The 19,692-nt window shown below is 61.8% G+C and carries 16 protein-coding genes; 9 read left to right on the top strand and 7 right to left on the bottom strand.

The window, feature by feature from the left end:
- Positions 1 to 112: 112 nt before the first annotated feature.
- The 4 genes from EK16_RS10250 to EK16_RS10235 all read right to left on the bottom strand — a co-directional run bounded on the left by EK16_RS10250 (position 113) and on the right by EK16_RS10235 (position 5,064).
- Positions 113 to 613 (bottom strand): YcxB family protein, encoded by a 501-nt coding sequence (locus EK16_RS10250; RefSeq protein WP_081910477.1) that lies wholly within the window; start codon positions 611 to 613, stop codon positions 113 to 115.
- A gap of 28 nt (positions 614 to 641) precedes the next feature.
- Positions 642 to 1,934 (bottom strand): adenylosuccinate synthase, encoded by a 1,293-nt coding sequence (locus EK16_RS10245; RefSeq protein WP_038036772.1) that lies wholly within the window; start codon positions 1,932 to 1,934, stop codon positions 642 to 644.
- Between the two features lie 187 nt (positions 1,935 to 2,121).
- Entirely contained in the window at positions 2,122 to 3,720 is a 1,599-nt protein-coding gene (gene serA / locus EK16_RS10240) for a phosphoglycerate dehydrogenase (protein ID WP_156098578.1), read from the bottom strand.
- Between the two features lie 168 nt (positions 3,721 to 3,888).
- Positions 3,889 to 5,064, bottom strand: coding sequence for a phosphoserine transaminase (locus tag EK16_RS10235; protein WP_038036770.1), 1,176 nt, complete (start codon positions 5,062 to 5,064; stop codon positions 3,889 to 3,891).
- Between the two features lie 227 nt (positions 5,065 to 5,291).
- On the opposite strand from EK16_RS10235, the gene EK16_RS10230 reads away from it, so the two are divergent.
- From EK16_RS10230 to topA, 3 genes are all read left to right on the top strand, one after another.
- Positions 5,292 to 6,518 carry a glycosyltransferase family 87 protein gene (locus EK16_RS10230; RefSeq protein ID WP_197059677.1) on the top strand — a complete coding sequence of 409 codons (1,227 nt, stop codon included), beginning with the start codon at positions 5,292 to 5,294 and terminating at the stop codon, positions 6,516 to 6,518.
- A 167-nt stretch (positions 6,519 to 6,685) separates the two neighbouring features.
- Complete coding sequence (locus tag EK16_RS10225) at positions 6,686 to 7,531, top strand: universal stress protein (RefSeq protein ID WP_038036767.1); 846 nt, start codon at positions 6,686 to 6,688, stop codon at positions 7,529 to 7,531.
- Positions 7,532 to 7,740: 209 nt separating this feature from the next.
- Entirely contained in the window at positions 7,741 to 10,293 is a 2,553-nt protein-coding gene (topA, locus tag EK16_RS10220) for a type I DNA topoisomerase (protein WP_051929247.1), read from the top strand.
- A gap of 555 nt (positions 10,294 to 10,848) precedes the next feature.
- Here the strand turns inward: topA and EK16_RS10215 are convergent.
- Positions 10,849 to 11,121 (bottom strand): type II toxin-antitoxin system prevent-host-death family antitoxin, encoded by a 273-nt coding sequence (locus EK16_RS10215; protein WP_051929246.1) that lies wholly within the window; start codon positions 11,119 to 11,121, stop codon positions 10,849 to 10,851.
- A gap of 106 nt (positions 11,122 to 11,227) precedes the next feature.
- On the bottom strand, positions 11,228 to 11,761 hold the full coding sequence (locus EK16_RS10210) for a L,D-transpeptidase family protein (protein WP_038036766.1): 534 nt from the start codon (positions 11,759 to 11,761) through the stop codon (positions 11,228 to 11,230).
- Between the two features lie 79 nt (positions 11,762 to 11,840).
- Between EK16_RS10210 and EK16_RS10205 the strand changes: the two genes are divergently transcribed.
- The 6 genes from EK16_RS10205 (at position 11,841) to EK16_RS10180 (ending at position 18,182) form a co-directional block, all read left to right on the top strand.
- Positions 11,841 to 12,527 (top strand): response regulator transcription factor, encoded by a 687-nt coding sequence (locus tag EK16_RS10205; RefSeq protein ID WP_038036915.1) that lies wholly within the window; start codon positions 11,841 to 11,843, stop codon positions 12,525 to 12,527.
- A 181-nt stretch (positions 12,528 to 12,708) separates the two neighbouring features.
- Positions 12,709 to 13,479 (top strand): rhomboid family intramembrane serine protease, encoded by a 771-nt coding sequence (locus EK16_RS10200; RefSeq protein WP_038036765.1) that lies wholly within the window; start codon positions 12,709 to 12,711, stop codon positions 13,477 to 13,479.
- Between the two features lie 84 nt (positions 13,480 to 13,563).
- The gene (locus EK16_RS10195; protein WP_038036764.1) at positions 13,564 to 14,415 is read left to right on the top strand and encodes an SDH family Clp fold serine proteinase; all 852 of its coding nucleotides are present in this window, start codon (positions 13,564 to 13,566) and stop codon (positions 14,413 to 14,415) included.
- A gap of 482 nt (positions 14,416 to 14,897) precedes the next feature.
- Entirely contained in the window at positions 14,898 to 15,869 is a 972-nt protein-coding gene (gene htpX / locus EK16_RS10190) for a zinc metalloprotease HtpX (RefSeq protein WP_081910475.1), read from the top strand.
- Positions 15,870 to 15,879: 10 nt separating this feature from the next.
- On the top strand, positions 15,880 to 17,289 hold the full coding sequence (locus EK16_RS10185) for an RsmB/NOP family class I SAM-dependent RNA methyltransferase (RefSeq protein ID WP_038036911.1): 1,410 nt from the start codon (positions 15,880 to 15,882) through the stop codon (positions 17,287 to 17,289).
- A gap of 347 nt (positions 17,290 to 17,636) precedes the next feature.
- On the top strand, positions 17,637 to 18,182 hold the full coding sequence (locus EK16_RS10180; protein ID WP_038036763.1) for a protease adaptor protein RcdA: 546 nt from the start codon (positions 17,637 to 17,639) through the stop codon (positions 18,180 to 18,182).
- Positions 18,183 to 18,789: 607 nt separating this feature from the next.
- On the opposite strand, the gene EK16_RS10175 is transcribed toward EK16_RS10180, so the two are convergent.
- Positions 18,790 to 19,539: a YebC/PmpR family DNA-binding transcriptional regulator gene (locus tag EK16_RS10175; RefSeq protein WP_038036762.1), complete on the bottom strand. Its 750-nt coding sequence runs from the start codon at positions 19,537 to 19,539 to the stop codon at positions 18,790 to 18,792.
- Between the last annotated feature and the right edge of the window lie 153 nt (positions 19,540 to 19,692).

The following is a 19,692-nucleotide window of genomic DNA, read 5'->3' as shown; positions in this document are numbered from 1 at the left end:
GCCGGGGTCTTGTGCCGCAAACCCATGCGCTTGTGGCCTGAGATACCGGCTTTCGCCGGTATGACGGTATATGTGTCGTGTAGTGTGATCGAAATGATAAACGCCGCCGCTTTTATTTCTGGGGGACATGAGCTTGGAGCAACTCGCGCACGGCCTGCACCTCCGCCTCGCCTGAAAAGGCTGCCTTGGGGATCAAGATCAATGTATGGTTGTGAAATATCAGCAGGAAGTACTCCGGCAGCTTCCGTGCGAGGCGGAATGCATTCCATGTAAATTGGCATTCGTCGACCACGCTTTTCTTCGTCATCCCCTCTTTGGAAAAGCAGACAGAAATGTCCGTATCCGCATAGGGCTCTGATCGAAACTGCCTCGGTATCAACACGATCAGACAAAGAAAGCGCATCAGTACGTACAGGACGACAAACAGTGTCAAAAAGATAGCGAATCCATACTCTCCCGCGAGCCACGCCAGTAAGAAAACCAAAGCGAGGCTAAAAGGAAGAAGGCCAAAGACGACGATCCGCGCTGGCCACGTGGCGAGGCTCAAGCGCCATCCCGCCATGAACATGTCGCGTTTCAGCGCAAGATCATAGCAATAGGTGCCGCAGACCATGTTATTTTGCCCCCGGTCGACTTGACGGTCAGTCCTCGAACGGATCCTTCATCAGGATGGTGTCCTCCCGCTCCGGCGAGGTGGACAGAAGCGCCACCGGACACTCGATCAGCTCCTCGATGTGCCGCACATACTTCACCGCCTGCGCCGGCAGATCGTTCCAGGAGCGGGCGCCATAGGTGCTTTCCTTCCAGCCCGGCAGGGTTTCATAGACGGGCTTCACCCGCGCCTGCGCCCCCTGACCGGCGGGCAGGCGATCAATGCGCTCGCCATCCAGCTCATAGGCCACACACACCTTCAGCTCATCGAAGCCGTCCAGAACATCGAGCTTGGTCAGCGCAATGCCCGTCACCCCCGAAACCTTGATCGCCTGCCGCACCAGCACGGCATCGAACCAGCCGCAGCGCCGCGCCCGGCCGGTCACCGTGCCGAATTCGCGTCCGCGCTCGCCAATGCGCCGGCCGATCTCGTCATCAAGCTCCGTGGGGAAGGGCCCGGAGCCCACGCGCGTGGTGTAGGCCTTGGCGATGCCGAGCACGTATTCCAGCGTCGAGGGCCCCACGCCCGAGCCGGTCGCCGCCTGGGAGGCCACGGTGTTGGAGCTGGTCACGAAGGGGTAGGTGCCATGATCGATATCGAGGAAGGTGCCCTGCGCTCCCTCGAAGAGGATGCGCTTGCCGGCCCGCTTCTGGGCATCGAGCAGGGACCAGACGCTGTCCATGAACGGCAGCAGCACCGGCGCCACATCCATCAGCGCATCGAACAGCGCCCGCCCGTCGATCTCCTCAACGCCGAGCCCTTTGCGCAGCGGGTTGTGATGCGCAAGCAGCCGCTCAATCTTCATCGGCAGCGTGTCGGGATTGGCCAGATCGGAGACGCGAATGGCCCGGCGCCCCACCTTGTCCTCATAGGCCGGGCCGATGCCGCGGCCGGTGGTGCCGATCTTGCCCTTGCCGGCCAGCTGCTCTCTCAAGCCATCCAGCTCGCGGTGCAGCGGCAGGATCAGGGTGGCGTTCTCGGCGATGCGCAAGTTGTCGCGATTGATTGTCACGCCCTGTTCGGTCAGCGTCCTGATCTCCTCGGCAAGAGCCCAGGGATCGATGACCACGCCGTTGCCGATCACCGCCAGCTTGCCGGGGCGGACAATACCGGAAGGCAGCAGCGAGAGCTTGTATGTAACCCCGTCGATGACAAGGGTGTGCCCGGCGTTGGCACCACCCTGAAAGCGCACGACGACGTCGGCCCGCTCAGACAGCCAGTCCACGATCTTGCCCTTGCCCTCGTCCCCCCACTGGGTGCCGATCACGACGACGTTGGTCATTGGCCAATTCCCCGATATCCCAAAACTTCCCGATCATCGGCCGCCCGTATCCGGCCCGGCGCACATGACAACGGCCCCGGAACTGCCCCGGGGCCGTTCAATGCCTTTAGCAGGCTTTTGCCCGCATGACCAGTGCGAAACGCCTGCCGGAAGGGGAAAACCCCCGCTTCGGCACGCTAAAGCGCCTTCAGAGCCGGAAGGTGAGCGCGGACGCCCACTTCACCTGCGGCAGGGCGCGCACTTTCTCCAGCACCTCCGCCGGCACCGGCTCGTCCACCTCGATGAGCGAGACGGCCTCGCCGCCCGGCGCGGTGCGGCCGAGATTCATGGTGGCGATGTTGACGCCGGCATCGCCCAGCAGCTGCCCCAGCGCACCGATGAAGCCCGGCTTGTCCTCGTTGATCACATAGAGCATGTGCGGGCCGAACTCCGCCTCCATGTTGATGTCCTTCACCTGGATGATGCGCGGCTTGCCATCGGAGAACACGGTGCCGGCGATGGTGCGGCGCGAATTTTCCGTTTTCACCTCCAGGCGGATGTAGCCCTCATACACACCGCGCGGCGTCTGGCGCACCTCGTTGATCTGCATGCCGCGCTCCTTGGCCACCACCGGCGCGGAGACCATGTTGATCTCCTCGCCCATGATCGGCCGCAGCAGGCCGGCCAGCAGGGCGGAGGACAGGGCCCGCGTGTTCATCTCGCCCACCGTGCCGGCATATTCGATGGTCACCTCGGTCATGGCCGAGCCGACGATCTGACCGATGAAGGAGCCCAGAAGCTCCGACAGACGCACGAAGGGCTTCAGCCGCGGCGCCTCCTCGGCAGTGATGGACGGCATGTTCAGCGCATTGGAGACCGCACCGGTGAGCAGATAATCGGCCATCTGCTCGGCGATCTGAATGGCCACGTTCTCCTGCGCCTCCCGCGTGGATGCGCCCAGATGCGGCGTGCAGATCACGTTGGGCAGCTCAAAGAGCGGATTGTCCCGGGCCGGTTCCTCCTCGAAGACATCGAGCGCCGCCCCGGCGATGTGGCCGGTCTTGAGTGCCTCATAGAGATCCTTTTCCACGACGAGGCCGCCGCGGGCGCAGTTGATCACCCGGGCTCCCTCCTTCATCTTGGCCAGGGCCTCGGCGTTGATAATGCCGCGGGTCTTGTCGGTCAGCGGCGTGTGCAGAGAGAGGAAGTCCGCCCGCTCAAGCAGGGTGTCGAGATCCACCTTCTCCACGCCCAGCTCCTCGGCCCGCTCCGGCGAGAGATAGGGATCATAGGCGATCACCCGCATCTTCAGTCCCTGCGCCCGCTCCGCGACAATGGAGCCGATGTTGCCGCAGCCGATGAGGCCGAGCGTCTTGTTGAAGACCTCAACGCCCATGAACTTGCTCTTCTCCCACTTGCCGGCCTTGGTCGAGACATCGGCCTGCGGGATATTGCGGGCGAGCGCCAGCATCATCGCGATGGTGTGCTCCGCCGTGGTCACGGCATTGCCAAGGGGCGTGTTCATCACGATGATGCCCTTGGCCGTGGCGGCGGGCACATCGATGTTGTCCACACCAATACCGGCGCGGCCGATCACCTTCAGGTTCTTCGCCGCCTCGACGACCTTGGACGTCACCTTGGTGGCCGAACGCACGGCCAGGCCGTCATAATCGCCGATGCGCGCGATCAGCTTCTCCTTGTCCTTGCCCAGGTCGGGCTCGTAATCCACCTCCAGACCACGGCTCTTGAAGATCTGCACCGCCGTGGGCGAAAGCTTGTCGGAAATGAGTACACGCGGAGCCATGATGGCCTCCTTCCTGTCTGTTCCGGTGATGATTTCGAATGCGAAAACGGAATCGGGATTCCGGCGCGAAGAGCGAACACCAAAAGCGCCTGACCGGTCGTCACATCCGATACGACCTAGCAAAAAAGGCCCGGAAGTGACGGCCGTCAGATGTGCTTTGCGCACCTCGCATCAGGATGAGGACAGCACCTCTTCACGGGCCACGGCATAGGCCCAGTCCAGCCAGGGAAGCAGCGCCTGAACGTCCTCGGTCTCCACCGTGGAGCCGCACCAGATGCGCAATCCCGGCGGGGCGGCGCGATAGGCACCGATGTCATAGGCCACGCCCTCTACCTCCAGCAGGGCCACCATGCGCTTCGGGATGGCGGCGGCCTGCTCTTCGCTCAGGCCTTCCACGGCCTTCTCGGAAAGCTTCAGGCAGACGGAGGTGTTGGAACGGGTCTCGGGATCACGCGCCAGGTTCTCCACCCAATCGGTGTTCTCGATCCACTCGTTCACGGCGGCCGCGTTCATGCAGGCGCGCGCCTGCAGGGCACATAGGCCCCCGATCTCCCTGGCCCATTCCAGCGCCTTGATGTAATCCTCCACGCACAGCATGGAGGGCGTGTTGATGGTCTCGCCGCGGAAGATGCCCTCGATCAGCTTGCCGTTCTTGGTCAGGCGGAAGATCTTGGGCAGAGGCCACGGCGGCGTGTAGCTCTCCAGGCGCTCCACCGCCCGCGGCGAGAGGATGATCACGCCATGCTGGGCCTCGCCGCCCATCACCTTCTGCCAGGAGAAGGTGGTGACATCCAGCTTCGGCCAGTCCAGCTCCTGGGCGAAGGCGGCAGAGGTGGCATCGCAGATGGTCAGGCCTTCACGATCAGCGGCGATCCACTCCCCATCGGGCACCTTCACGCCGGAGGTGGTGCCGTTCCAGGTGAAGACCACATCACGGGAGAAATCCACCTGCGAAAGGTCGGGAAGTTCGCCGTAATCGGCCTCGAGCACGCGCACGTCCTTAATCTTCAGCTGCTTGACCACATCCGTGGCCCAGCCCTTGCCGAAGCTCTCCCAGGCAAGCACGTCCACCCCGCGCGCGCCGAGAAGCGACCACAGCGCCATCTCCACCGCCCCGGTATCGGAGGCGGGCACGATGCCGATGCGATAATCCTCGGGAACTTCCAGCACCTCGCGGGTGAGGTCGATGGCGTATTTCAGGCGTGCCTTGCCTTCCTTGGACCGGTGGGAACGCCCGACGAGTGCGGAATCAAGAAGGGAGGTGTTCCAGCCCGGAATCTTGGTGCAAGGGCCGGAGGAAAAGCGCGGATTGGCCGGCCGCGCAGCCGGTTTCTCTTTTGCGGTCATGTGAGTACATCCTTCCAGATGTTCGCCCCTCGTTGGGGAGGGGTGGCCCACCGCCGCAATAGGTGATCCCCCGCTCACTGTCAAGCGAAATCGCGAACGCCGGCCATGAACCTTGCCTCATCTACCAGGAAATGCGTTGTTAACCAAAGCTCAATTATAAGGGGATGCAGATTATACAGCGTCACTTTGCATCATCAGAATCAAAAACAGACCGGGGGTGTAAACTGATGCCGCAAGTCATGTCTCAGGCCAGATCAGCAGAGGCGAAGCATCTTGGCACGTTTGATTATCACCATTTTCTCCTTTTTCTAGGACTGCTTGCATCATGGTTTCTTTACATGATAATTTACTATAAACCTCCCTATTGGGATTACACTCTGGGCCACTATATTGGACACGACCTTGCCAATTTGTATGTCGCCGCACGCCTAACCTTAATGGACCGCATAGAAGTACTTGGCGATCCGGTGGCGTATAATACCTGGATCATGCAGACATTTGGCTGGCCGCATGGCGCCTTATTCGAACATTTCTACACTTATTCATATCCGCCCCATTTCCTTCCCGTGATCCTGCCTTTCGGGCTGCTTGACTACACGACAACGCTCTATCTGTGGACCTTTTTGTCCATCGCCGTCATGGCCTGGGCCGGATGGATCATCACCGGCGGCAGGGTGCTGCTGACGATTATGGCGGTGCTCTCGGCCGGTGCGCTTGCCAACCTGTTTCATGCCAACACCGGCGCCTTCGCCGGGGCGCTGCTGATCTTGTCTCTGTGGTATATGCGAGACAGGCCCGTTCTCGCCGGCATCCTGTTCGGGCTTCTCTCGTTCAAGCCGCAGCTGGGCATCGTTGCGTTCGTTTTTGCCGTGCTCGGCCGTCACTGGAAATTCTTGTTCTGGGCAACGGCCACAACTCTTTTCTTCATCGTTCTGACATGGGCGCTGTTCGGTCTGGAGCCTTTCCGCGTCTTCTTCGACTATACGATTCCCCGTCAGCGCGCATTCCTGCATTATTGGGGGTTCTTCAGCTACTTCATCATCAGCCCCTTCGAGATGTTCACCGCTTGGGGGATGTCTTTCCACCTGGCGATGATACTGCACTGGCTGATCGCTCTTCTCGTTCTCTGGAGCAGCTGGAAGATCTGGCACAGCGACTTGCCGAAGGGTTACCGCCTGTTCTTTGCCGCACTGGCAAGCATTCTGGTTCCGCCCTACATCAACCATTATGACCTTACCATCCTCTCCCTTGGCATTATCGCCCTCATCGCCGAGCGTGACCGCAAGGCGGTTCCGGACCTGGTCAATGCTCATCCATGGCTTCTTGCCCTCTTGTGGGTGGCCCCCGCCTTCAGCCTGATCGTCAACCTGATGACGCCGCATCTGCTGACGCTGCTTTATGTCTTCGCCGTATTCCGGATGGCCGCCACCGCCCGTCTCGCCGCATCGGCGTAGGCGCTGGCGGTTGGCGGCCAGCCGGCCGCCGCAGCACGTTTCAGCGCAACCGCAAGGGCAACCAATGTCTAATCGGCTTGGCCCCGGTCCTCGACTAACTTTCCCGTATCAATGCCCCTATATCATCGCCGTCCTTCCGCATTAGCGGGATTACCGGGAGGCCATCCATGCCCTATCGCGACATTTTCGTTCATCTCGATGACTGCCGCTCGTGTCCGGATCGCATCGACGCCGCCATCTCTCTCGCCAGCCGCCAGAACGCGCGCTTGACCGGCGTGGCCTTGGCCCTTGAATCCACCATCGCCAGCTACATCGGTATTGAGTTTCCTTCCGCGCTGTCCGAGCAGCAGCAGAAGGTCGTGCGCGAAGCGGCGGAGCGCGCCGTTGCCCATTTCGAGGAAAAGGTCAAACAGGCCGGGCTGGAGTTCGAAAGCCATATTGTCTCGTGCGGCGCGCCAAAGGCGCCGGCGGTTCTGTCCTATTACGCCCGGCACGCCGATATCGCCTTCATGGGCCAGCCAAACCCCAAGGACGCCGCCGGCAGCTTTCAGGAGACCCTGCTGGAAGGCGTGCTCTTCGCCTCGGGGCGCCCCGTTTACATCGTGCCCTATATCGGCCGGCCGCATTACAAGATCCGCAAGGCCGTCATCGCCTGGGACGGCGGCAGAAAGGCCGCCCGTGCGGTGCACGACGCCATTCCTCTCCTGCGGGGCCGTGGCGAGGCCATCGTGCTCGTCGTCAATCCGGACGAGCGCAAGGATGTCCACGGCGAAAAGCCCGGCCGCTACATGGCCGAGCACTTACGCCGCCATGACATCGATGCGCGGGTGGACATCATGGTCGCGCCGGAAGCCTCGCCCGACACCGTGCTGCTCAACTATGTCGCGGATGTCGGCGCGGATCTGCTCATCATGGGCGCCTATGGCCATTCCCGCCTGCGCGAGCGCGCCTTTGGCGGCGTGACCAACACCATTCTCCATCACATGACAACGCCCGTGCTCATGTCCGAATAAGTTGTTCTTGTTCATCCGTTTTCCTGCCGGGCGGATCAGGGGCGCCTGCGGCTTCCCTTTCCGCATGACAGCGCCGGGGCTTGCACACCGGCGAAGGCCTCTTTATGTCAAAAGGCAACCGACATGAGCGAACAACCCGGGAACATGTCCGCACAATGCGCGGGCACAAGGGGCCTTAAGTGCCAGGCCCCCTTGAATACGGTGATGGCATGAACGCACTCGTCGTTGTCGAATCGCCCGCCAAGGCGAAGACCATCAACAAGTATCTGGGCAAGGATTATCGCGTGCTTGCCTCCTATGGCCACGTGCGCGACCTGCCGGCGAAGGACGGCTCCGTGGATCCGGAGCATGACTTCGCCATGAAATGGCAGGTGGATGCCAAATCCCGCAAGCATGTCAACGAAATCGCCAAGGCGCTTGCCGAATCGGAACGGCTCATTCTCGCCACCGACCCCGATCGCGAGGGTGAGGCCATCTCCTGGCATGTGCTCGAAATCCTCAAAGAAAAGGGTGTTCTCAAGGACAAGGACGTTCAGCGCGTGGTCTTTCATGCCATCACACCCGCGGCCATCGCCGAGGCGATGAAGAACCCGCGCGACATCGACCGTCATCTGGTCGAGGCCTATCTTGCCCGGCGCGCGCTTGACTATCTCGTGGGCTTCACCCTTTCGCCCGTGCTCTGGCGCAAGCTGCCCGGCGCCCGTTCCGCCGGCCGCGTGCAGTCCGTCGCCCTGCGTCTGGTCGCCGAGCGCGAGCTGGAGATCGAGACCTTCACACCACAGGAATACTGGACCATCAGCGTGGCGCTTGAAACGCCCGAGGGCGCCCATCTGCCGGCCCGCCTCTTTGCCCGCGACGGCAAGAAGCTCGACAAGCTCGCCATCGCAAGCGAGAGCGAGGCGGACGCGCTGCGTCAGGCGCTGGAACAGGCGCGCTGCCGCGTGGAAAAGGTGGAACAGAAGCCCGTGCGGCGCAATCCGCCGCCGCCCTTCACCACCTCCACCCTGCAGCAGGAGGCCTCCCGCAAGCTCGGCTTCTCCCCGGCCCGCACCATGCAGCTCGCCCAGCGCCTTTACGAGGGCGTGGACATCGGCGGCGAAACCGTCGGCCTCATCACCTATATGCGCACCGATGCGGTAAACATGGCGCCGGAAGGAATCGAGGCGGCGCGCCGCGCCATTCAGGAGCGCTTCGGGGAGACCTATCTGCCGGAAAAGCCGCGTACCTACCGCAACAAGGTGCGCAACGCCCAGGAAGCGCACGAGGCCATCCGCCCCACCGATCCCACCCGCACGCCCGAGGATGTCGCACCCTATCTGGACAAGGACCTGCTGCGCCTTTACGACCTGATCTGGAAGCGCACGCTGGCCTCGCAGATGCCCTCAGCAGAGTTCATGCGCACCACCGTGGACATCCGCGCCGAGGGCACGGATGGCCATGTCTACACCTTGCGCGCCACCGGCCAGGTCCAGACCTTCGACGGCTTTCTGAAGCTCTATCAGGAAGGGCGCGACGATGAGGAAGAGGGGGAGGATTCCCGCCTTCTGCCCGCCGTGAAGGAAGGGGAGGCACTCACCCCCGTCAAGGTGGAGGCGAAACAGCATTTCACCGAGCCGCCGCCGCGCTATACCGAGGCCTCGCTGGTGAAAAAGCTGGAGGAGCTGGGCATCGGCCGGCCGTCCACCTATGCCTCGATTTTGCAGATCCTCAAGGATCGCGGCTATGTGCGCCTGGAACGCAAGCGGCTGGTGCCGGAGGATCGCGGCGTGCTCGTCACCGCCTTTCTGGAGAGCTTCTTTCCCCGTTACGTGCAATACGATTTCACCGCCTCGCTCGAGGAGAAGCTGGATCGCATTGCCCGCGGCGAAGAGAACTGGAAGGACCTTCTCCGCCAGTTCTGGACCGAATTCCGCGAAACGGTGGAAAAGGCCTCCGCCCTGAAGATCTCCGAGGTGCTGGAGGCCCTCAACGACATCCTCGGACCTTACATCTTCCCGCGCAGCGCGGACGGCAAGCCGGACCGCACCTGCCCGGCCTGCAAGAGCGGCACCCTCTCGCTCAAGATCGGCCGTTATGGCGCTTTCATCGGCTGCTCCAACTATCCGGAATGCACCTACACCCGCCCGCTCTCCGGCGGAGCACAGGAAGGCGAGGCCGCCGCAGCACCGGCCGAGGGGGTTCTCCTTGGTCACGATCCCGAAACCGGCCTGCCCGTGACCCGTCATCAGGGACGCTTTGGCCCTTATGTGCAGCTCGGCGAGGCGGGAGAGAACGGCGAAAAGCCAAAACGCGCCACGATCCCCAAGGGCCTCGATCCCGAAAGTGTTGATCTGGAGATGGCCTTAAAGCTGCTGTCATTGCCGCGGGAGGTGGGGCGGCATCCGGAAACGGGCGAGCCGATCCTCGCCGGCATCGGGCGCTACGGCCCCTATGTCCAGCATGGCCGCACTTATGCCAATCTGCCCTCGGTGGAAGACGTTTTCACCATCGGCATCAACCGCGCCGTGGATCTCATCGCCCAGAAACAGGCGAAAGGGTCCCGTCAGGTCATCAAGACGCTCGGTGAACATCCGGACGGTGGCGAAATTCAGGTGCTCACCGGCCGCTATGGCCCCTATGTGAAATGGAAGCGCATCAACGCCACGCTGCCAAAGGACATCGCACCTGAGGACGTGACCCTCGAACAGGCCCTGGAACTCATCGCCGCCAAACAGGCCAGCAAGAGCAAGAAAAGCAGCCGCAAGAGCACAACAAAAGGTTAGACCATCAGGGCACAAAGGCTGATCACCTTGCATGACACAACGCTTCCATCTTTCTCGTCATACCGGCGAAAGCCTTAGGCCTCGGGCCACAAATGCATGAGTAAATGGCCTTAGATACCGGCTTTCGCCGGTATGACAATGCAGGTGTCGTATAGTGTGACAGAGGTTGGGATTGGTTGTTTAACTCATTGATAAACCACAGGAATACGTCATTACCGGACTTGTTCTGGCAATCCAGGGCCAAGAACGATACGGTTTTAGTGGCCGATGGCGCCCGTCAGCAGGCTTGATTTGACCGTATAGAAAAAATGCCGGAACGGGATTTTATCCCGTTCCGGAACGTTTTGGCGGGGTATATTACCCCGCTCCCCATGCTTTAGGCGGGGTTGGAACCCCCGCCGAAATGTTCCGGAAGGATATAAAATATCCTTCCGGCGATAGTAAAAACACTGATATATAAAGATTCATCTGGCGTATTTTTCAGCCACTCAATAACGCGCTTATTTGGGCGATGGCGAACAACTTCGGAAATGATATTTGTATCAATGAGATAGCTCAAAGCTCAACCTCACGCATTGAGGAATTATCCCGATCAATCTCAAGCTCTACTCCTCTCAAGGGTGAGGAGCGCAAAAATTCAACAAAGTTTGGTTTGTCTTTACTCAGCCGCTTGTATTCCTCTTCAGAAATCACCACCACCGCCTCCTTGCCGTCGATCATGACATGCTGCGGCCCTTGCGAGCGCGCCTTCTCGATAAGCTCACCAAACAGCTGCCTGGCGTCCTCAAGCGCCCAGGTTCTCCGGGCTTTCTCTTTCACATCGGCCATGATCTCCTCCCGGTTCTGGCCATAGAATGATACACGCTGAACACATGATGGGGCAAACCGGCTTATGCGGGCTCCCCTCAGCCCCCCGCCCTCACAATGCGGTGCGTTATCGTTCCACGCACAGGCGGGTTTGCGGGCCGCAATGGGCAAGAACAAGGCGCATTGCCTTTTCCGGTATCGCCACGCATCCCAAAGTGGGGCCGAGATCGGGCCGGGCGACGTGAAAGAAGATGGCGCTGCCGCGCCCCATAACCCGCGGGCGGATGTTGAAATCCAGCACCACCACGATGTCATAAAGGTGATCCTCGCGCCACATCCGCTCCGCCGAGGCCGGAAAGGGAAGGCGCACAGGCCTGTTGTATTGCGGATGCTCAGGATCGTCGCACCAGCCGTCATCAGGGCGGATCGCCTTAACCGGCAGGGCGCTTACCGGTCGCGCAACCCGATCCGGCCGGTAGAACACCGTGCGCAGGCGAAAGCAGCCACAAGGCGTGGCCTTGTCCCCTTCCCGCGGAAAATGCGTCACGCCCTTTTCGCCCAGGGCCGCCGGAACGTGCAATGCGCCGCAGCGCAGCCAGCCACGCGCCGGATTGCGCGGGTTCACGAAAAGACGCAATCGCTCAACAATGCGTGTGCGCATCCCTTAGGCCTTTTGAAAAACGGAAGTCTTCGTCGTAGATTGCCGGTGACCGAATAAGACCATGCACGGGAAACGCACCATGGGCAACAGCCGCAAGATCCTGATTGTCGATGATGACGAGATCCTCCGCGAGATGCTGCAGGAGCAGCTGTCGCTACACGAGGAATTCGAGGTGCGCGACGTGGAGAACGGCACCGAGGCCTTAAAAGCCATCGAGGAGGATCATTACGACCTCGTTCTGCTCGATGTGGACATGCCGGACATGGACGGGCGCGAGGTCTGCAAGATCATGCGGCGGCGTGGTTACAAGGGCCCGGTGATCATGCTCACCGCCAAGGATTCCGAGGCGGACACCATCCTCGGGCTTGATTCCGGCGCCAATGACTATGTGACCAAGCCCTTCCGCCTTCCCGTCCTGCTGGCGCGCATGCGTGCGCACCTGCGCCAGTTCGAGAACAGCGAGGATGCCGTCTTCCGCATCGGGCCCTACACCTTCAAGCCCGCGCAGAAAATGCTGCTTACCGAGGACGGCCGCCGCATCCGCCTAACGGAGAAGGAAACCGCCATCCTCAAGTTTCTCTATCGTGCCGGCGGCCGCACCGTCACCCGCGAAACCCTCCTGCACGAGGTCTGGGGCTACAACGCCGGGGTGACCACCCACACGCTTGAAACACACATCTACCGCCTCCGCCAGAAGATCGAGAAGGAACCCTCCCGCGCCGAGATCCTGCTCACCGAATCCGGCGGCTATCGCCTGGCCCCTTGAACGCCGAAAGAGCGTGCGCGCAATCGCCCTTTTGTGTCGGATGAATCAGAAAACTGATCATGCGTTCTTGCCAAGCGCCGTGCCCCTGCTAGGCTCACGCTCAAGGACTGGGTTGCGCCTTAGGCCATCGGGCAGGGCATGGGCTCTAAGGCAAAGATAGCTCGCAACGGGGAAGCGCGCCGTGTTTCCGATTTCCACCACCGTGGCCACGCGTTATCCGGCGTTTGCCACCTGGGCGCTGATCGCGCTCAACGTGCTGGCCTACATCTGGGAGATGTCCTGGTTCGCCGCCGGCGGCGAACCGGCCCTGCGCCAGTTTCTCAATACCTGGGGGCTGGTGCCCGCCCGCTATTTCGTGCCCGGCTGGGGCGAGGCCCACGGCCTGCCGCCCAATACCCTCCTGCCCTTCCTCACCAACACCTTTCTGCACGGCGGCCTGCTTCACCTCGTCTTCAACATGTGGACGCTCTACATCTTCGGTCCCGCCGTGGAAGACCGCATGGGCCATGTGCCCTATGTGATCTTCTATCTTCTCTGTGGCATTGGCGCCTCCTTCGCCCACGCCTGGATGAACCCCACCTCCACGCTGCCCGCCATCGGCGCCTCCGGCGCCATCGCCGGCGTCACCGGCGCTTACATGCGGCTGTTTCCGCGTTCGAGCGTGGTGGTCCTCGTGCCCATCTTCTTCTATCCTCTTTTCTTCGATCTGCCCGCCGTGGCCTTCGCCACCATCTGGTTCGTCAGCCAGCTCATTCAGGGCATGGCGAGCCTAAGCGCCCATCCCCAGGCCGGCGGCGTGGCCTGGTGGGCGCATATCGGCGGGTTCATCGTCGGCTGGTTCGCCGCCGGCATCTGGGGGCGCGAAGGCCGGCGCTACCGCCCGCTGCAGGCGGACGAAGGCGTCTTTGGCTGCTGTCCGGACGGCAGCCGCAAGCGAGGCCCCTGGGGCTGATCACCTCTGTGACGAATCACCTATGATGGCGAAGGGCTTGTTCTTGATCGCCCGTGCGCCGCTCGCGACAGGGAGCCATATGTCATGACGTTCATGGATCTGTTCTGGCTGTTCTTCATCTTCTCGGCCTTGCAGCCCGTGATTCAGAAGAAGCTGATGGAGGCCATGCGCCAGCGCAAGATCGCCGAGATCGAGAAGGCACGCGGCAGCCGGGTCATCCTCCTCGTTCATCGTCAGGAGACCATGAGCCTGCTGGGCTTTCCCATCATGCGCTTCATCAACATCGAGGATTCCGAGGAGGTGATCCGCGCCATTCAGCTCACCGACGACAATGTGCCGCTGGACATCATTCTGCACACGCCCGGCGGCCTGGTTCTGGCGGCCACACAGATCGCCCGCGCCCTGAAAAGCCATCCGGCCAAGACCACCGTCTTCGTGCCGCATTACGCCATGAGCGGCGGCACGCTGATTGCGCTCGCTGCCGATGAGATCTGCATGAGTCCGCATGCGGTGCTCGGCCCCATCGATCCGCAGCTGGGCCAGACGCCCGCTGCTTCCGTGCTCAAGGTGACGGAACAGAAGCAGGTCAAGGATATCGAGGACCAGACCCTCATCCTCGCCGATGTTTCCAAGAAGGCCATCGCGCAGGTGAAGCGCACCGCGGAGTATCTGCTTCAGGGCAAGATGGACGACAAGAAGGCCAAAGAGATCGCCCGCACCCTCTCTGAGGGGCGCTGGACGCACGACTATCCCATTCTGCCCGATGAGGCCAAGGAGCTCGGCCTGCCCGTGACCACGGACATGCCCCAGGCCATCTACGAGCTCATGAGCCTCTATCCGCAGCCGACACGCGCCCTGCCGTCGGTGGAATATCTGCCGGAGAAGCGCACAGGAAGCGCCCCGCGCCGGCCCTTCCACGGCGGCGATCAACCCTGAGGGGCGCGCGCACCGCAGGCAGGCTTCGGCGCCTTGCTCCGGAAAAACCCACGCCGGAAGGATAGTGCATATCCTTCCGGAACAGTTGGCGGAATCACACTACACGACACAACGTCGCCATCTTTCTCGTCACCCCGGCGAAAGCCGGGGTCTTGTGCCGTAAACTCATGCGCTTGTGGCCTGAGATACCGGCTGATCTACGGTATGACGGTATATGTGTCGTGTAGTGTGTGGCGGAATTTTCAAACCCCGCCGAAACGTTCCGGAACGGGATACAATCCCGTTCCGGCAGGGTGTTTATGACAGATGCGAGGCAATCTTACCGAACCGTCATATCTCCGCCCCTTGCCCGGAAAAGGCGAAGGCACGATATTTGGCATACACTGTGAGCGCATGTGGATGCCTCGCGCGTGCATAATCGCCAGAGGCGAAAGTGCACGGCTTATCATGCGGATCGTGGAGAGAAACTCGCCGGAACGGCCATGAACTATCTGAAGACGACATTCCTGCTGGCGGCCCTGACCGCCCTGTTTCTGGGCATGGGCTATCTCCTCGGCGGTCAGACGGGCCTGCTCATCGCCCTGCTCTTTTCGCTGGGCATGAACATCTTCTCCTGGTGGAACTCGGACAAGATGGTGCTCTCCATGACCGGGGCGGAGCCGGTCGATGAATCCTCGGCGCCGGAGCTGTATGCCCTTGTTGCCTCCCTTGCGCGGCGGGCCGGCCTGCCCATGCCGAAGGTCTATATCATCCACACCGATCAGCCCAATGCCTTCGCCACCGGGCGGGATCCGCAGCATGCGGCTGTTGCCGTCACCACCGGGCTTCTGCACATGCTGAACCGGGATGAGCTGGCGGGTGTCATTGCGCATGAGCTGGCGCATATCAAGAATCGCGACACCCTGATCATGACCATCACCGCCACCATCGCCGGCGCCATTTCCATGCTCGCCAACTTCGCCTTCTTTCTCGGCGGGCGCGACCGCAACAATCCGCTCGGCTTCGTGGGCACGCTGCTGATGATGATTCTGGCGCCGCTGGCGGCCATGCTGGTGCAGATGGCCATTTCGCGCACGCGGGAATATGCCGCCGACCGCGAGGGTGCCATGATCGCCGGCAACCCGTATGGCCTTATCTCGGCCTTAAAGAAGATCGCTGATGCGGCCGCGCACATTCCCAATCCGCGCGTGGAGGAACATCCGGAAACCGCCCATCTCTTCATCGTCAATCCCCTCTCCGGTCAGGGCATGGACAATCTCTTTTCCACCCATCCCAACACCGAAAACAGGATCGCCGCCCTTCTGGAGCTGGCGCGCGAGATGGGCATGAGCGACCCCGCCTCGCGCAACGCCGGGGCTTCCGCCGTCAGGGACGCAGGCGCAGATCATGCTGCCCGCCGTGGTCATGCCGGCCCCTGGTCACAGACCAATCGTCGCCGCGGCCCCTGGGGATGAGCGCCTGTTCATGACCACACGCCCGAAATCCGCCCATCCCCGCCGCCGCGCCAGAGCATCGGTGATGCATGCACGGGCCGCGGCTTCCGCATCCGCCCGTCAGCCGGGCGCGGGCCTGCCGCCGCGGCGGCTTGCCGCCCGTTTGTGGGAGCAGGTGATGGAAGAGGGGCAGATGCTCGATGTCGCGCTTGCCCGCGCGGACGCTGCGCTGTCCCGCCTGCCACGACAGGACCGGGCCCTCACCGAGCGCATCGTGCGCACTGCGCTGAAACATCATGGTCAGATCCGGGCCGCGCTCTCCCGCTTCATCACGCGCCCTTTGCCGCGCAAGGCCGGCTGGGTGCGCGCCCTTTTGCATACGGCCGCCGCCCAGATCCTGTTCATGCGCACGCCCGATCACGCCGTTATCGACCTTGCCGTCACCCTGGCCCGGGCGCGACCGGCCACCCGCCATCTTGCCGGGCTGGTCAACGCCGTTTTGCGTCGCCTGGCGGGGGTACGGGATTCGTTGCTGGCAGAACAGGATCCAGCCCGCCTGAACCTGCCCGACTGGCTGCACACCATCTGGACCCGGGCCTGGGGCAGTCAGGGCACCCGCGCCATCATGCAGGCGGTGATGGAAGAGCCGCCGCTCGATCTCACGCTGAAGGATCCCGAATCCGCCGAAGAGTGGGCCGCGCGCTTAAACGCCACCGTTCTGCCCACCGGGACATTGCGCATCCCACATCCCGAAAGCCCCGTGCCCGCACTGCCCGGTTTTGCGGAAGGAGCCTGGTGGGTGCAGGATGCTGCCGCGGCCTTGCCCGCCCGCCTGTTCGGCGATGTGCGGGGCCGCACCGTACTGGATCTCTGCGCCGCCCCCGGGGGCAAAACGGCGCAGCTTGCCGCCGCCGGGGCAAAGGTCACGGCGCTCGACATCTCGGAAAAACGGCTTGAACGCCTGCGCGAAAACCTCAGCCGCCTTGATCTCTCCGCCGAGATCGTGTGCGCCGATGCCTTGCGCTGGACGCCGCCGCTACCTTTCGATGCCATTCTTCTCGACGCGCCCTGCACCGCCACCGGGACCGCGCGGCGTCACCCGGAAGTGCTGTGGCTGAAAACGCTTAAGCAGCAGCAAGAACTCGTCACGCTTCAGCGCCGCATGCTGAATGCCGCTCTTGCCATGCTCAAGCCCGGCGGCATGCTCGTCTATTGCGTCTGCTCCCTGCAGCCGGAGGAAGGAGAGGAGCAGATCGCGCGCTTTCTTGCCGAGCACAAGGGCGACGTCTCCTTGCAGCCCATCAACCCTGACGAATTGCCCGGAATTGAACACGCAATCACCGAAGAAGGCACATTGCGCACCCTGCCCCATTATCGCATCGGTTCGGCGCACACCATGGACGGCTTCTTCGCCGCCCGTCTTGTCAAGGCAGCCTCCTGATTCTGATCGGAATAGAAGAGGCAAAAAGACTGCCCCTCGCCTGTGTTTCGCCGGGCATGAAAGCCTTTGCAACTTTTAGGCAGGAAAAATGAATTTCGTTAACCTTTTGGTAACGGTAATGCGTCATACATGGTTAACGTAATCCGGTCATCTGGATTTCTTCCGAGTGGCTCCTGTCCACTCTGTTTGACGCCTCCCTGTTAGACTTCAAGCCGCGCCTTGTGCGCGGCTTTTTTTCTGTGCCTTGCGCTCTGGCCCGGTTCTTGCTGTCACGTTCTGGCAAGAAACGGGGGTGTATCAGTATTGACCAGTGCGGCCTTTGCCCGCATCATGCGTGGGATCACATCATGGGGGACATGCAGATGACCGATCGCGAGACCAGGCACGACGGCGAAAACGACAAGCTCGTCAACTTCATGCGCCGGTTCACCGCTTCAAGCCAGTTCGCCGACGTGTTTCAGGAAGGCATGACCCTTGTGGAAGAGACCGCCGATTATCTGGACGGTCCCGGCCGGCAGGAGGCCCGCCGGCTGGAGCGCGCCGCCGCTCTTGCCTATGCCACCGAGAGCATGCGCCTGACCACCCGCCTCATGCAGCTGGCCTCCTGGCTTCTTCTGCAGAAGGCGGTCAGCGCCGGCGAGCTTTCCGAGGAGGCGGCGCTGGAAGAACAGAACCAGGTCTCGCTGGACGATCTTGCCGAGCCGGATGAAGAGACCCTCGCCATGCTCCCGGAGGGATTGAGCGATCTCATCCGTCGCAGCCATCGCCTTCATGAACGCATCGCCCGGCTCGATGAGATGATCCGCACCCGCACCCAACCGCCCGCCACCCATCCTCTCGCCGATCACATGGCCCGCCTGGTACAAGCCTTCGGCGGCCATTCCTCGGATTGAGCCGCTCTCACCTTTCCCTGCCCGGCCAGGAAAAAAGCCGCCCGCCAAAACGGACGGCTTCAAACATCATCGCCTCTGCCCCTTCTCCGGCCGGATGGGGCGCATCCCCATGCTATATGACGCTTATATCGTCATACCGACGTATGCCCACGCCTGTCCGAGGAAATCAGGAAGCATGATGTTGCCGTCAAACCGACCGAGGAAAAAAGACTTTCCATGAGTTGCTCTACACGACACAACGTCGCCATTTTTCTCGTCACCCCGGCGAAAGCCGGGGTCTCGTGCCACAAACGCATGAGTAACTGGCCTTAGATACCGGCTTTCGCCGGTATGACGATGGGAGTGTCATGTAATGCGTTCCAAAACATCCAATTAGTATGTTGCTTTACCTACTGAATCTGTTTGGCATTAAGAGATATGTGAACCTCATAGGGCCCGCCCCCACCCGGCGCTTCACGCCGTCCTCCCCCTGTCAGGGGGAGGACAAGGGCAAATGCCCATTCTGAATGCCGCTCTCGTGCCTTTCTGGCCCTTCTCACATCATGCATGCTCGCTCACTCCGGCATAAGCGCGCATTGGCCGGATCAGAAAACGGCCTTCGCATCCATCAGGCGGCGGTGAGCTTCTTCATCACCTCATCGGAGACTTCGAAATTGGCATAGACGTTCTGCACGTCATCGTCATCCTCCAGCGTCTGGATGAGCTTGAGCACGCTGGCCGCCTTCTCCTCGTCCACGGGGGTTGTCGTCTTCGGCTTCCAGATGGCCTTCACCGATTCCGGCTCGCCGAGGCTTTCGGTCAGCGCCTGGGAAACGGCGTGCATGTCCTCGAAGGCGCAATAGATGAGATGGCCGTTTTCATCGGAGACCACATCATCCGCGCCCGCCTCGATTGCCGCCTCCATCACCGCATCGGCATCGGCCACCTCCGGCTTGTAGCGGATCTCGCCGACGCGATCGAACATGAACGACACCGAGCCCGTTTCCCCCAGGCTGCCGCCATGCTTGGTAAAGGCGGCGCGCACGGAGGAAGCGGTGCGGTTGCGGTTGTCGGTCAGCGCCTCCACGATGAAGGCCACACCTCCCGGCCCATAGCCCTCGTAGCGAATTTCCTCGTAATTGGCGGCATCATTGCCGGATGAGCGGTTGATCGCCCGCTGGATGTTCTCCTTGGGCATGGACTGGGCCTTGGCGTTCTGAATCGCCAGCCGCAGCCGCGGGTTGCTGGCCGGATCGGGCCCGCCCAGCTTGGCCGCCACCGTGATCTCGCGTGAAAGCTTGGCGAACATCTTCGAGCGCGCCGCATCCTGGCGGCTCTTGCGATACATGATGTTCTTGAACTGCGAATGCCCTGCCATGATCCTGTCCCGTCCGTCTTGTTCCCTGAAATCCGCCGACATCGCGCCACGCCCGCGCATCTTCGCGGCCGGCGCGCATTCGGCCCCATCATCGTTCGGGTTTGCGTATGATATGGCGCGATTGCTCCATCAAGTCAAAAATCGCATTCAATA

The organism is Thermopetrobacter sp. TC1 (assembly GCF_000746275.1).
GTDB lineage: Bacteria > Pseudomonadota > Alphaproteobacteria > Rhizobiales > Aestuariivirgaceae > Thermopetrobacter.
This window is presented reverse-complemented; position numbering and strand designations above follow the sequence as displayed.